We start from the raw sequence: 13188 nt of genomic DNA, 5'->3' as shown, positions 1-13188 counted from the left end.
CCGTAAACAGGAACTCCCGCATGTACCCCGATCTCAACGGCAAGGTCGCCATCGTCACTGGCGCCGGCCGCCCCGGCGGCCTCGGCGCAGCGATCGCGCGCAAGCTCGCCGAGGACGGCGTCAAGGTGATGCTCCATGATCTGGGCACCACCAAGGGCGCGATGGCGCCGGGCCACGGCATCGGCACCAACGACGATCTCGAAGCCGTCGCGACGGAGCTTCGCGCGCTTCACCCCGATATCGCCACCTACGCCGCCGACATGCGCGTCGAGGCGGAAGTCGAGGCGATGGTCGCCGCCACGGTGGAGCGTTTCGGCCGGCTCGACATCCTCGTGAACAACGCCGGCGTCGGCTATCTCTTCGGCCCCTTCGTCGAACAGACGCAGGAGAAGTGGGACACGGTTCTGGACGTGAACCTGCGCGGCGCCTTCTTTGCGATGAAGCACGCCATCCGCCAGATGCTGACGCAGGACGAGCAGCCCGGCTGGGGCCGTGGCCGCGTGGTCTCGATCGGCAGCCGCGGGTCGAAGTCGGGTTCCGCCCTCACCTCCTCCTACATCGCGTCGAAGCACGGCCTCGTCGGCCTCACCCGCTCGGTCGCGATCGAGATGGGGCCGCAGCAGATCAACGTGAACATGGTCTGCCCGAACCACGTCACCACCGGCCTCGGCGCCTGGCAGAACGAGTACATGGCCTCGATGCGCGGCCAGACGATCGAGGAATATCTCGAGGCGATGCGCGGCCGCATCCCGCTCGGCCGGGTCGGCACGCCGGAGGATACCGCCAACGCCTGCGCGTTCCTCTGCTCGGGCCAGGCCCGCTACATCACCGGCGAGGCGATGAACGTCTCGGGCGGCGAGGAAATGCACTGATCCTGTGCCGGGCCGCCGGGTAGACACCCGGCGGCCCAACAGTTGCTTCAGATGATCGCGTCCAGCGCCGCCTGCGCGATCGTCACGTCCTGCTCCGCATTCCCGCCGGACACGCCCACGCCTCCCAGGCAGTCCTTCTCGTGCCGCACCGGCAGGCCGCCCGGCATCGGCAGGTAATCGGTCAGCCGCAGCAATTCCGGCTCGTCTTTCAGCCGCGCGGTCAGCGCCCCGCTCGGCGCACGCATCAGCGCCGCGGTCCGCGCCTTCGCCAGCGCCACCGCCGCCGTCATTTTTCCGGCTGCCTCTGAGCGGGCCAGTCGAAGCGGGTATCCGCCATCGTCGACGATCGCCACGGATGCCGCAATTCCTAGGGATTTGGCCTTGTCGCGGGCCGCGGCCAGCATCGCATCGAGCGCCAAATCATCGAGTGCAGCTTTGATCAGCATCTATTTTCCTCTTTTCGGCCGGCACGTTGCGCGGCAAGCGGGTGGTTGAAGGGGAGCGCGAATGACAAAGAACAACGACGAGGTCGCACACGTCGATCGCCTGCAAGCGGTGCCGCTCTATCACCAGCTCTTCCTCCAGTTGCGGGAAGAGATCATCAACGGCTCGCGCGCGTTCGGCTCGCGCTTGCCGCCGGAACAGGAACTGGCCGAAACGTTCGGCGTGTCGCGCATCACCGCGCGCCGCGCCCTCGCCGAACTGGCGGATGCCAATCTCGTCGGCCGCAAGCGACGCGTGGGCACGCACGTCACCTATCAGTCGCCGGTCCGCCCGATCGAGGGCAGCATCGAACAGGCGATGGAATCGCTCATCACGTACGGGCGGAAGACGCAGGTCCGGATCCTGGACCTCGACACGGTGCCGGCGAAGATGCCGGTGACGGAGGCGCTGGGCATTGCGGCCGGCACGCCGGTGCTTCGCGTGGCCCGTGTCCGCTTGCTCGAAAACCAGCCGATCAGCCATCTGGTCAGCTATGTGCCGGCGGAGCTGGCGGGCGGGATGGACCGCTCCTCGTTGCGCTCCACGCCGATGCTCACCTTGCTCGAACAGGCCGGGGTTCAGATCGGCGCCGCGACGCAGATCATCACCGCCTCGCTCGCCGACGCATCGCTCGCCAATCTGCTGGAGGTGGAGATCGGGTCGCCGATCCTGCGGGTCAGCCGAACGGTGTCCGATACGAACCGCCGTCCGGTGCAGCACGTGGTCGCGCAATTCCGGCCCGATCTGTACCAGATCAAGCTCGATCTCCACTCCGCCGTGGCCTGAACCATCGCGATTCCGCGTCATGTGGCGCACCCTGCCACATGACACTCATTTGATATAGAATTAAGATCATTCCGTGCTAGGGTCGCGGTATGGGGGTGATCGAATGAGCGACTGGACGTCACACGGGGATCCGCTGCTCACCCGGTTCCGCTTCGCGACCGTGGGCAGCGCGAACGTCGCCACCACGGCGCAGCTCTATCGCGACGTGCTCGACTATCGCACGCGCGAGGCCGGCAACGTCTCGACCGAACTCGCCGAAAGCTGGGGCACCCCTGCCGCCGCCGGCCGCCCCTATTGCCTGCTCAGCACCGAAGGGGCCGAGCGCGATTACATCCGCATCGTCGAGACGCCGGCCGTCCCCGGCTACCGCGCGCTCACCACGTTTGGCTGGGCCGCGATCGAGATCATCGTCGATGACGTGCACGCGGTCCACGATCGGCTGAAAGCGAGCGAATTCCGCATCCTCGCGGCGCCCAAGCCGCTGCAGTTCATGCCCTCGATCGTCGCGATGCAGGTCGAAGGGCCCTCGGGCGAATGCCTGTATTTCACCATGGAAAGCGGCGACCGCGCCGCCTCGATCCTGCCGCAGCCGCGCTCCCTGATCGACCGCCCGTTCATCCTCGTCCTGGCCGGGCGGGATTTTGACGCGATGCGCAACTGGTATTGCGATCTCTTCGATCTGAAGCGCCGTCCGCTGCGCAACAGCCTGATCTCCCTCGTTCAGACGGCACAGGGCCTCCCCGCCGATCACGCCATCCGCATGACGACGGCCGGCCTGCGCGAACACGGCTACCTGTTCGAATTCGACGAATACCCCAGCGGCCCCGGCTTCATCGCAACCGATCGCCCGCAGGCACCCGGCGCGCTTCCGCCCGGCTGCGCGATGGCATCGATCGAGACGCTGGCGTTCGATCGCGTGGTGCCGCTGGCGATCGCCCCGCCCCGGGTCCACTCCGGCCTTGGCTATGACGGGCGCCGCAGCTGCACGGTGCGCGGGCCGGCGGGCGAACTGGTCGAATTCATCGAGGAGAAGGCATCATGAGGGTTCGCGACGTCCAGCATCCCGTCCTGCCGCAGGCCACCGCCGACGAACTGAGCCGCCAGCGCGCGGTCGTCTCGCTGCGCAAGCTGCTCAACATGCGCGTCCGCTCGCAGAACGTGCGCCGCTTCGCCGAGGAAGGCGCGCCCGCCTTTGCCGAGCGTCATGGTCGCCAGCCGCAATCGCCCGAGGACATCGAGGAGGCACTGTTCGCCTCGACTGACTATCGCCTGTGGAGCGCCGCCAACCGCGCCTCGCAGGAGATGATCTGGGTTGCCGTGGGCGAACCGATCTTCCGCGATCGCGCCCGCATGGAGGCCGCCGCCGACGCGCTCGCCACGTCGCCGAACCGCAAGGGCAGCCTGACGCTCGCGCCCGATTACGATCCCTCGCCCGAGATCGCGGGTACGGACGTTCACTTGCAGCCGGGCGGCTATGCGCGTGACGATCATCCCGGCGACGTCGTGGCCGGCGCCTTCTACGAAACCGGTGGCAACGTCTTCTCCTTCGGCCAGGGTGCCGGCAAGGGCGACAGCAAGGCCGGCGTCGTCTTCCGCCTGCTCGATCAGGACTTCCCCGATCTCGCGCCCGGCAAGATCCTCGATCTCGGCTGCTCCGCCGGCGCCGCCTCGGCCGCCTACGCCGATCGCTTCCCCGATGCCGAGGTGCACGCGATCGACATCGGCGCCGGCATGCTGCGCTATGCCCATGCGCGGGCGGAGGCGCTGGGCGTCGCGGTCCACTTCCACCAGATGGACGCCGCCGATCTGCGCTTCGCCGACGACAGCTTCGATCTCGTCGTCTCGCACAACATGCTGCACGAGATCGGGGCCGACAAACGCCGCGCCGCGATGCGCGAGGCGCTTCGCGTCGTCCGCCCCGGCGGCGTCGTGATCTTCCAGGATGTCGACACCCGCTTCGCGCCCAGCGAGGTCCACCGCGTGGAGAAGAACTGGGATACGCGCTTCAACGGCGAACTGTTCTGGAAGATCTATAACGACGCCGATCTTCAGGCCGACATGATCGTCGCCGGCTTCGATGCGGCCGTGGTGCGCGAACATCACGTCGAGGCGGTGAACAACATCAATCGCTGGTACGTGATCAGCGGCCGCAAGCCGGCGGGAGCCGAAGCATGACCAGCGCCGTCGACGCGATTTCCGCCGTCATCGCGGGCGGCAGGGGCCCCCGCCCCGCCAGCCTCGACAATGAAGAGACCGAAAAGGTGCTGGCGATCGCGCTGGCGCTCCTCGTCGAGCTCAGCAACGCGAATGACCGGATCGACCGGCTCGAACGCGAAGTGGCCGATCTGCGCGGCGAGCCCTATGCCAGCTGGAAGGAAGCGCCCCAGCCGGCTGACGCGGAAGAAGCGCGTCGCGCCGCGATCGAGGCCATGCAGCTGCGCGTCATGCGGATCATGGTCGATCCGCGCACATAGACCTGCCACGACGCACCAACGGTGCGCATAACGCACCATCGCTCTCCGCTTGCGCGCCATCGCGCACCGCCGCGGCGCCATGTTGGAGCGGCCCAAACGACAAGGGGGCGACCCGCAGGCCGCCCCCTTTTTACCGCTAATGCTGGCTCAGCGCCCCTTGGCCGCCGCGCCCTTCGCCGCCCGGTCGATCACGTCCGCCACCGCCTTGGGCTGCGTCATGAACACCGCGTGGCTGGCATTCACCTCCACCGTGTCGGCGCCGATCCGCTTGGCCATCGCCTGCAGCATCCGCTGGTCAAACGCCTTGTCCTGCTTGCCGTACACCGCCCAGCTCGGCCGCGTCTTCCACGCCGCATTCTGCAGCTTCACACCGAATGCGGACATGTTGATCGGCACCTGCGTATCGCGCAGGAACGCCGCATCCGCGTCGCTCGCATCCGCCGCAAAACCGACCTTGAACTTCGCCGGATCGACGAAGCCATAGCCGTCCTTGGTCGTCTGGATCACAAATTCCGGCGGCGTGGTGAAGCCTTCATATTGCTGCGCCGTGGTCTCGCCGGCATCGGGCGACAGGGCAGCGACATACACCAGGCCGGAAACCTTTGGGTGGACGCCTGCCTCGGTGATCACCGTGCCGCCCCAGCTGTGCCCGACGAGGATGGCCGGCCCGTCCTGCCGGTCCAGCACCCGCCGGGTGGCCGCGACGTCATCCTCGAGCGACGTCAGCGGGTTCTGCACGACCGACACGCGATACCCGCGCTTTGTCAGATCATTGTACACGTTCCGCCAGCCGGAGCCGTCGGCGAAGGCGCCGTGCACCAGCACGACATTCTTGATGGCGGCCGGGGCGGTCGCCTGGGCCTGCGCGGCACCCGCGACGGCGATGGTGGAAAGGCTCGCGGCGGCGGCTGCTGCGGCGAGTTTCAGGATCATGTGACGCATCTTGGTCTTCCTTTCTCGACTGTCGTGGGTGGTCAGGCAGCAAGCGCGAGGCGGACGTCAGCATTGCCGCGCGCAAGGTGGGAATAGGGGCAGACGTCGTCCGCTTCCTCGACGAGCTCCGCTGCGAGCGTCGGGGCGAGTCCGGGCAGGTCGACCGCCAGCGCAACGTCCAGGCCGAAGCCCGATCCATCGTTGCGCATGCCGATACCGACGGTCGCATGAACCCGCGCATCGGGTGCCAGGGTCACCTTGCGGCGCTTGGCGACGAGGCGGATCGCACCAAGGAAACACGCGGCATAGCCGCAGGCGAACAATTGCTCGGGGTTCGCCCCCTCACCGCCAGCGCCGCCCAGTTCCGGCGGCATCGCCAGCGTCACGTCAAGTGCGCCGTCGTCGGTTGCCGTGCGGCCCGTGCGCCCGCCAATCGCCGAAGCACGCGCTTGGTACAGGATCGTCATATCGCTGCTCCTATGCAATAACCGTTATCGCGATAACAGATATGAGTGATTCGGTGGCTCTTGTAAAGGAAAAAGTTATCGCGATATCTTTACGCGAGAGGATTGCCCCGACAAGGGACCATGATGACCAACCGATCTTCCCCGCCCGTCCCGCTCCAGGATCAGCTGTGCTTCGCCGTTTACTCCGCGGGGATCGCGATCCAGCGGCTCTACAAGCCGATGCTGGATCGGCTGGGCCTCACCTACCCGCAGTATCTCGTGCTGAACGTCCTGTGGCACGCCGACAATCAGACGGTCGGTGGCATTGCCGGCGAGCTCGCCCTTGAATCGAGCACGCTCACCCCGCTGTTGAAGCGGCTGGAAGTGGCCGGTCTCGTCCGGCGCGCGCGTAATCCCGCCAACGAGCGCCAGGTGGTGATCTCCCTCACCGAACGTGGCCGTGCGATCCGAAACGAGGCCGGCTGCCTCGGCGAAAAGCTCCTCACCGCCTCGGGCGAGACGGCGGCGGAACTCGGCGAGCTCAACCGCCGCGTCGCGCAGCTTCGCGATGCCGTCTATCGCCACGTCGAAGACCGCGGCGCGGAGACGGAGACTGCTGAATAGCCGTCACGGCGCCGGCGGCGGCGCTGCCTTTCCCGGCAACGCCGCCGGTCGGCGCTTCGGCAGGCTGCCGGCGCTCTTCTGACGACCCGTCTGACGCTCCAGCCCCCGGAGCCGTATCTCGTCGGACGCGATTGCAGCGAGCGTCCGGATCATCTGCGCGCCCCGCTCGTCAAGCTTGCGCGGCTTGCGATCGATCACGCACAGCGATCCGACGACGAAGCCGTCGGGATCCAGCACCGGCGCGCCGGCATAGAAGCGAAAGCCCGGCTCCCCCGCCACCGCCGGATTGTCCGCAAAGCGTGCGTCGCTCGCCAGATCCTCCACGCTGAACACGTCGCGCTGCAGGATCGTGTGGTTGCAAAATGCCCAGCTGCGCGGCGTCTCCGTCATGTCGAGCCCGACGCGCGATTTGAACCACTGGCGCGACGGGGTCAGCAGCGTCATCAGCGCGATCGGCGCATCGAGCCCTTGTGCCGCCAGCCACGTCAGCCGATCGAAAGCTTCCTCCGGCGCCGTATCGAGCAGACCGGTGCGTTCCAGCGCGATGAGCCGCTGGCCCTCGTTGCGCGCGATCGGGAATGGCGCATCGCCCGGCTGGAATGTCACCGGCTCGTCACCCGCAATCGCCTGCTCGATCACTTCCAAAGCCGCTTCCGGCGTGTCCAGCCGCGTCACCCGCGGCTGGAGCGAGGCGGGCACGCTCGCCGCTGGTCCCACCGCCAGCAGCCGGCTGCCGCCAAGCGCGCGATTGGCCGAAAGACCCCGCAGCAGCTGGGTGCGATCGGGGCCGCCGTCGGGCGCATCGACGATGATCGTGTGGGGCTTCAGCGATCCAACCGCCACCAGGGCGGCAAGCACGTCATCAAACATCTCGACCGTGCACTCGCCGACCGGAGCGAACAACGTGCGATAGAGCGGCAGCCGGTCCGTCGCGCCGATCACCACGACCATGGCGGAGGGGTTGGCCGTCGCCGCCTCTTCCTCGCGGCCGTTGATGATCGCCATCACGTCCGATCGATAGACGCGGCGGTGCCCCCCCGGCGTCTTCCACGACGGGATCGAGCCGCCCTCCACCAGCAGCTGCGCAGTACGCACCGACACGCCGAGCAGCTTTGCCGTCTCCGCGGTGGTGAGGATATCCTTGTCCGTTTTCGCCATCATCGACCCCTAACAGCCCGCGGGCAAAGCGGCCAACGTGCCGTACCGCTTCTTCGTGCCACCCACCCTCGATGAACCCTGAGCGAATGTGATTACTTTCGCGCCCATCCACAGCACAGGCTGCGTTGCCGGCGTAACACGGATCATTGCTCCTGCAGCGCGGATGAAACAGGATGCCGTGATCACTCCGGTGATGCTTCCTGGATGGGCCCGCCGCTGATGGTCACCCGCATCCTCTGCCGCATCTTGCCGGCCCGTCGCCGCGGATGGTCCGCGCTCCGGATTGCGCTCGCCATGTCGCCGTTCGAAGGCGTTGCCATATCCGGGCAGCCCGGGCCGACACACGCCAGCAATGCCGGCACGGCGACACTCGCCCTCCTGATGCCGCTCGCTATCGCCACCTTCGGCCTCAGCCTCGCCGCGGCGCGCCAGCCGCAATCGCCGGACGGATCCTTCGTAACGCCGATCGTCGCTCCACCACTGGGCGCGCAGGAGAAGATCGCTCTCGGGCAGCTGCTGTTCGAAGACAGCCGTCTGTCCCGCTCCCGCGATTACAGCTGCGCCTCCTGCCACGATCTCGCGACCAATGGCGCGTCCGCATCCGCGCGCGACCGCGGCGACAGCGGTCACCCGATGCGCTTCAATACCCCAACCGTCTTCAACGCAGGCGAAAGCTTCCGCCTCGGCTGGGAAGGTCGCAGCCGTAACCTTCGCGCCTTCACGCAGCGAACCCTGGCCGACGTTCACCTGATGGGCGCCGGAGACCTCGCCGCGCGCCGCCTGTCACAGGATCGGGCCGTCGCGGCCCGCTTCCGTGCGATCTACGCCGGGCCACCCAGCGGTGATCATATCGCCGACGCGCTTGCCGCTTACATGGAAACGCTCGTCACGCCTGATGCGCCGTTCGATCGCTGGCGGCGCGGAGACCGCAGTGCGCTCAGCGCCCAGCAGCAACGCGGCCTTGCCCGCTTTCGGGAGCTCGGCTGCGCCAGCTGCCATCAGGGCCGCAATGTCGGTGCAAACCTCATGCAGCGGCGCGGCATCTTCCATCCGCTGGGGCGCAGCGGCCCCGCCCTCCTCCGCGTGCCCAGCCTGCGGAACGTCGCCGTCACCGCGCCTTATTTCCACGATGGCGCCGTCTCCTCGCTTCCCGAGGCGATCCGGCAGATGGGCCGCGCGCAGCTCGATCTCACCATTGCAGAGCAGGACGTCGAGAATATCGCCGCCTTCCTCGGGGCACTCACGGGCACCTATCAGGGACGGTCGCTTACCTCCGCCAAGCCTGCCAAGCCCGCCAAGCCGGTCGCGGCGCGATGAAGCCGCCCCACCTGCTGAAGATTGCGATCCCGTATCTGCTCCTGCTCAGCATCCTGCTCACCGCGGCGGCGGTGCGGGCGATGGACGCGCGCCGGCGCTGGTCAAGCGCTGCCGCAGAAGGCGTCACGCAATTCTCGATGGCACAGCGCGCGCTCCACATCGATCTGCTTAATGCACGCGCGGGCCTCATCCGCACCTATGATCCGGTGAATGCCGACCTCACCGCGACAGACGACGCTCTGTCGCGTCTGCGTGAGCTACCCTCCGACGACGAAGTCCGCCGCGCCGTCGCCGATCTCACCGCCGCGACAGCGCGACAGGAGGCGCTGGTCGAACGGTTCAAGACCAACAACGCGCTGCTGCAGAACTCCCTCGCCCGCTTTGCCGCCAATGGGGCTACTGAAACGCCGGGGCGCGATGTCTTGTCCGCCTGGGTGCTGAAGCTCACGCTCGACACCAGCCCGCCGACCGTCGCCAGTGCCCGCGCCGCGCTCGCCGCGCTGCCACGCGCGGCGAATGGATCACCGCGCGCGCAGCTATCCTCCCACGCGCGTCTGCTGGTGGATGTTCTGCCGGAGGGCGATCGCCTGCTGCGGGCGATCTGGGCGACGGACATCGAGCAGCGCCTCGCTCGGCTCGAAACCGCCCTTGAGGCGAATCTGATCAGCCGCACCTACCGGATGCGCGCGCTGCAATTCTCCGCCGCCTTCGCGCTTGCTCTGCTGGCCGCCGCGGTCGTGATGCTGCTCCTGCTCCAGCGGCTGCAGACCCGCGAACTGGCGGCACAGGCCGCCAATGCCCGGCTCAGCGCCGCGATCGCCATGCCGCTGATCGACACCGGCGGTTCGACGTTCGTGTCACGCGTGCAGGAGGCGGTTGATCACCTGGCGTGTCACATCAACGCGCGACGGCTCCAGCTGCGCATCCCCGAACTGGCCGACCAGTCGATATTCTCCTGGCCGCCCGGCGCTCTTCCTGACGACTGGCTCGCTCCCTTTGCAGAGGCCGCCGAGCAAGACGGGGCGTGGTTCGACAATCGTGTGCTCGCCTACCACCATCGGCTCACCCGTTACCCGGCCATCGCGCACGCAATGCAACAGGCAGGAGTGAGCGATCTCGTTCTTCTTCGCACCACGCACCCTGCGCCGGTGCTGATCGGGTTCGAGCCGGCTGGCCCCGCCTCGGCGCAGCGGCACGATCATCTCGCCGGCACCGCTTCCGCACTCGCTGCGATCGCCCACGGCGCCAATCGCGAATTGCTCAGCATCGAACGACGCAACCTTGATCGCACCCTTGCCTGGGCCCGCCGGATGGAGGCGATCGGCGTGCTCGCCAGCGGCCTCGCGCACAATTTCAACAACATCATCGGCGCCATCGCCGGGTACGGCGAAATGGGTCGCGGGCGAACGCGAAAGGGATCGGCCACGCGCGGCTATTTCGACGAGATCCTGATCGCTGCCCGCCGCGCCAGCGATCTGGTCGACGAAATGCTGGGCTTCGCCAAACACAGCCGCTCGGGAAAGCGCCCGATCGATCTGCGCGACATCCTGGAGGAAACACATCGCCTCCTTGCCGCCGCCAATCAGGACGAGGCGATGTTCCGCCTCGATGTGCCAGATGGGCCCTGCCCCGTCAGCGGCGCGACCGTCGACCTGCAACAGGCCTTTCTCAACATCTGCAACAACGCGGCGCAGGCCGGCCGCGGCGGTCCGGTCGCAATGGTGTGCGATCTCGTCAACCCCACCGAACGGCGACGGCTCAGCCACGGCAGCCTTGCAGCAGGGCGATATTTCACCGTGGCCATCGTGGATTCCGGCCCAGGCGTGCCACCGGGGGTTGCCGCGCGCCTTTTTGAACCGTTCTTCACCACCAAGGCGGCAGGTACGGGCCTAGGCCTCTCCACCGCATGGGAAATCGTGCGGGACCATGGCGGCACGATCGACGTGACGAACCTGGACCACGCGGGTGCCTGCTTCACCGTGTGGCTTCCTGCCGCCGCCGAAGCCGCTACATCGGCGGTCCTGCGCGAAGGCGACCGGATCCTGCTGCTCACCGCATCCGACGCATTGTCGCACGACAGCCGCACGCTCGCCGGGCTCGGCCTCGACACCATCGAACTGCCGCTGTCGACGGGCGCCGAGGCGATGATCGATGCGGTGCGATCGTCTGACGCAGTGCTCGTCTCCGCGCGTGAAGTCCGGACGGTGGGCCGCCTGGTTCACGAAATGCTGCCGACGCTTGGCGCGCGCCCGCTCCTCCTGGCAACGCCCGCCAATCTCACCTTTCCCTGCTCCCGCGTGGTCAATCTCTCTCACCCGATCGACGGCTCGGAGGTGGCGGCGCTGATCCGCGAGCGTGCCGGCACGCTCGCCTGATCGCGCCGCTTCCCCTCACTGCACCTCCACCTCCGCCAGGAAGCGGTATCCCATGCCGCGCTCGGTGCGGATGAAGCGCGGCGACTGGGCATCGTCCTCCAGCTTGCGCCGCAACCGCAGGATCTGCACGTCGATGCTGCGATCATAGACATCCTCGTGGATCCGCGTCGCGCGCAGCAGGTGCTCGCGTGAGAGCGTCCGATTGGGTGCCTGGACGAAGGCGCTCAACAGCGCGAACTCGCTCTTGGTAAGCGTCACCTGCTCGCCCGCAGGTGACGTCAGCTCGCGCTGCCGCTGGTCGAAGCGCCAGCCAGCGAAGGTGAACAGCAGTTCCCGCTGCTTCGGCGGGCGCAGGCGATCCATCGTCCGCCGCCGCAGCGCCGCGCGCACCCGCGCCAGCAACTCGCGCAGCCCGAACGGCTTGGTCACGTAATCGTCCGCGCCAAGCTCAAGCCCGACGACCCGGTCCACCTCCTCGCGGCGGTTGCCGGTGATCAGGATGACGGGCACGACGCTTTTCGCGCGCAGTTCGCGCAGCACGTCCAGCCCGTCATCCTCGCCAAGATGAAGATCCAGGATCACCAGATCCGGCTCACGCACTGCCAGCGTGTGCATCAGGCTCTTGCGCCCCGATACGGCGGTCGCGTTCATGTTGTGATCGTTGAGGTAGCTGACGATCATTCGCTGCATCGCGGGATCATCATCCACCAGCAGGATGCGTGCAGCCTTCGCGTGCGACGATACTTCCGCCGCTTCAATCATCATCATCCAAAGCCTCCTCCTAAAACACCAGCAGCGACAGCGCGGTGCCTTACGGACGGGGCCAAAGGATAAGAACAGTCGCAGTCACGACTGTAACCGTTTACGGCGAGTTTGCGACCAAACCGCCGGATCACGCGGTCAATGAAGCGCGCGCATCGGCAAAGTCTTGTGCACAATCATATCAGAACAACGGCTCCACTTGTGCGTCCAGGCGGTAACCGTAGCCGCGCTCCGTCTTGATCAGCTCCTCGCCGCCCGGCTCGCGAGACAGCTTGCGCCGTACGCGCAGCACCTGCACATCGATGCTGCGGTCGTAGATATCCTCGTGCACGCGCGTGCTGCGCATCAGATGAAGCCGTGACAGCGGCCGGCCCGGCGCCTCGAGCAAGGCGTTGAGCAGCGCATATTCGTTCTTGGTCAGGCTCACCTCGTCACCGCACGGCGAGGTCAGCGTCCGCCCTGCGTGGCGCAGCTCCCAACCGGCAAAGCGATAGCCGCCCCGCAGGGGCTGCGGCGCCAGCCGGCCAAGCTCCTGCCGGCGCAAGATCGCCCGCGCCCGCGCCATCAGCTCCTCGAGGTTCAGCGGGCCGGACAGGAAATCGTCCGCGCCCAATTCCAGCCCCACGATCCGCTCGACCCCTGCGGGCTCGCCATCGGTGCGGAACAGGATGATCGGCACATAGGATCGGCTGCGCACTTCACGCACCAGGTCCAGCGCGTCGCGCGCCCGGAGCCGCGCGCTCATGATCACGAGGCTCAGCTGCTGGTTATGCAGATGCCGCCCGATCTCCTGCGGCGTGCACGCCACCGCCGACCATTCATGATCTTCCAGATAGGTGAGGATCGCGGACCGCGTGCCGGCATCTTCCTCGATGACGAGCACGCGGCCGATATGGCGCGGCCGCGCTGCGATCGGCGGTTGCTGGGCGGCGGGCTGAAGCGAGGCAAAGTGATACAT

At 67.3% G+C, this 13188-nt stretch carries 14 protein-coding genes; 8 read left to right on the top strand and 6 right to left on the bottom strand.

All coding sequences use genetic code 11. The annotated features are described in order from the left end of the window. The first annotated feature begins 20 nt into the window (after positions 1-20). Positions 21-872, top strand: coding sequence for an SDR family NAD(P)-dependent oxidoreductase (locus ACH0CP_RS11330; protein ID WP_406888627.1), 852 nt, complete (start codon positions 21-23; stop codon positions 870-872). Positions 873-919: 47 nt separating this feature from the next. Here the strand turns inward: ACH0CP_RS11330 and ACH0CP_RS11325 are convergent, their stop codons facing one another. After that, positions 920-1318 carry a GlcG/HbpS family heme-binding protein gene (locus ACH0CP_RS11325; protein WP_406888629.1) on the bottom strand — a complete coding sequence of 133 codons (399 nt, stop codon included), beginning with the start codon at positions 1316-1318 and terminating at the stop codon, positions 920-922. Positions 1319-1379: 61 nt separating this feature from the next. Between ACH0CP_RS11325 and ACH0CP_RS11320 the strand changes: the two genes are divergently transcribed. The 4 genes from ACH0CP_RS11320 to ACH0CP_RS11305 all read left to right on the top strand — a co-directional run bounded on the left by ACH0CP_RS11320 (position 1380) and on the right by ACH0CP_RS11305 (position 4615). Further along, entirely contained in the window at positions 1380-2141 is a 762-nt protein-coding gene (locus tag ACH0CP_RS11320) for a GntR family transcriptional regulator (RefSeq protein ID WP_406875724.1), read from the top strand. A 103-nt stretch (positions 2142-2244) separates the two neighbouring features. Further along, positions 2245-3183, top strand: coding sequence for a VOC family protein (locus tag ACH0CP_RS11315; protein WP_406888630.1), 939 nt, complete (start codon positions 2245-2247; stop codon positions 3181-3183). Then, complete coding sequence (locus ACH0CP_RS11310) at positions 3180-4316, top strand: class I SAM-dependent methyltransferase (RefSeq protein ID WP_406888632.1); 1137 nt, start codon at positions 3180-3182, stop codon at positions 4314-4316. The genes ACH0CP_RS11315 and ACH0CP_RS11310 overlap by 4 nt, the downstream gene beginning before the upstream one ends. Next, complete coding sequence (locus ACH0CP_RS11305) at positions 4313-4615, top strand: hypothetical protein (protein WP_294443651.1); 303 nt, start codon at positions 4313-4315, stop codon at positions 4613-4615. Before ACH0CP_RS11310 ends, ACH0CP_RS11305 begins: the two co-directional genes overlap by 4 nt. 147 nt (positions 4616-4762) lie before the next feature. Here ACH0CP_RS11305 and ACH0CP_RS11300 read toward each other — a convergent pair whose 3' ends face one another. Together ACH0CP_RS11300 and ACH0CP_RS11295 are read right to left on the bottom strand one after the other, a co-directional pair. Further along, complete coding sequence (locus ACH0CP_RS11300; RefSeq protein WP_294443652.1) at positions 4763-5557, bottom strand: alpha/beta fold hydrolase; 795 nt, start codon at positions 5555-5557, stop codon at positions 4763-4765. A gap of 32 nt (positions 5558-5589) precedes the next feature. Then, positions 5590-6015: an Ohr family peroxiredoxin gene (locus ACH0CP_RS11295; RefSeq protein WP_294443653.1), complete on the bottom strand. Its 426-nt coding sequence runs from the start codon at positions 6013-6015 to the stop codon at positions 5590-5592. Between the two features lie 123 nt (positions 6016-6138). Between ACH0CP_RS11295 and ACH0CP_RS11290 the strand changes: the two genes are divergently transcribed. Beyond that, positions 6139-6618, top strand: a complete 480-nt coding sequence (locus ACH0CP_RS11290) for a MarR family winged helix-turn-helix transcriptional regulator (protein WP_294443654.1) — start codon at positions 6139-6141, stop codon at positions 6616-6618. Positions 6619-6621: 3 nt separating this feature from the next. Here the strand turns inward: ACH0CP_RS11290 and ACH0CP_RS11285 are convergent, their stop codons facing one another. Beyond that, positions 6622-7776, bottom strand: coding sequence for a GAF domain-containing protein (locus tag ACH0CP_RS11285; protein WP_406888634.1), 1155 nt, complete (start codon positions 7774-7776; stop codon positions 6622-6624). A gap of 204 nt (positions 7777-7980) precedes the next feature. Here ACH0CP_RS11285 and ACH0CP_RS11280 point away from each other — a divergent pair, with 204 nt between their 5' ends. Together ACH0CP_RS11280 and ACH0CP_RS11275 are read left to right on the top strand one after the other, a co-directional pair. Then, the gene (locus ACH0CP_RS11280; protein WP_406888636.1) at positions 7981-9093 is read left to right on the top strand and encodes a cytochrome-c peroxidase; all 1113 of its coding nucleotides are present in this window, start codon (positions 7981-7983) and stop codon (positions 9091-9093) included. Beyond that, the gene (locus ACH0CP_RS11275) at positions 9090-11468 is read left to right on the top strand and encodes a DAHL domain-containing protein (RefSeq protein ID WP_406888639.1); all 2379 of its coding nucleotides are present in this window, start codon (positions 9090-9092) and stop codon (positions 11466-11468) included. Before ACH0CP_RS11280 ends, ACH0CP_RS11275 begins: the two co-directional genes overlap by 4 nt. Positions 11469-11483: 15 nt before the next feature. On the opposite strand, the gene ACH0CP_RS11270 is transcribed toward ACH0CP_RS11275, so the two are convergent. Both ACH0CP_RS11270 and ACH0CP_RS11265 read right to left on the bottom strand, forming a co-directional pair. Further along, positions 11484-12236, bottom strand: a complete 753-nt coding sequence (locus ACH0CP_RS11270; RefSeq protein WP_294443658.1) for a response regulator — start codon at positions 12234-12236, stop codon at positions 11484-11486. Between the two features lie 175 nt (positions 12237-12411). Then, entirely contained in the window at positions 12412-13188 is a 777-nt protein-coding gene (locus tag ACH0CP_RS11265; RefSeq protein ID WP_406888641.1) for a winged helix-turn-helix domain-containing protein, read from the bottom strand.

The organism is Sphingomonas sp. 179-I 2A4 NHS (genome assembly GCF_045369135.1).
Lineage (GTDB): Bacteria > Pseudomonadota > Alphaproteobacteria > Sphingomonadales > Sphingomonadaceae > Sphingomonas.
Note: the sequence above shows the minus strand (reverse complement) of the source record. Positions and strands in the feature narration are given on the sequence as shown.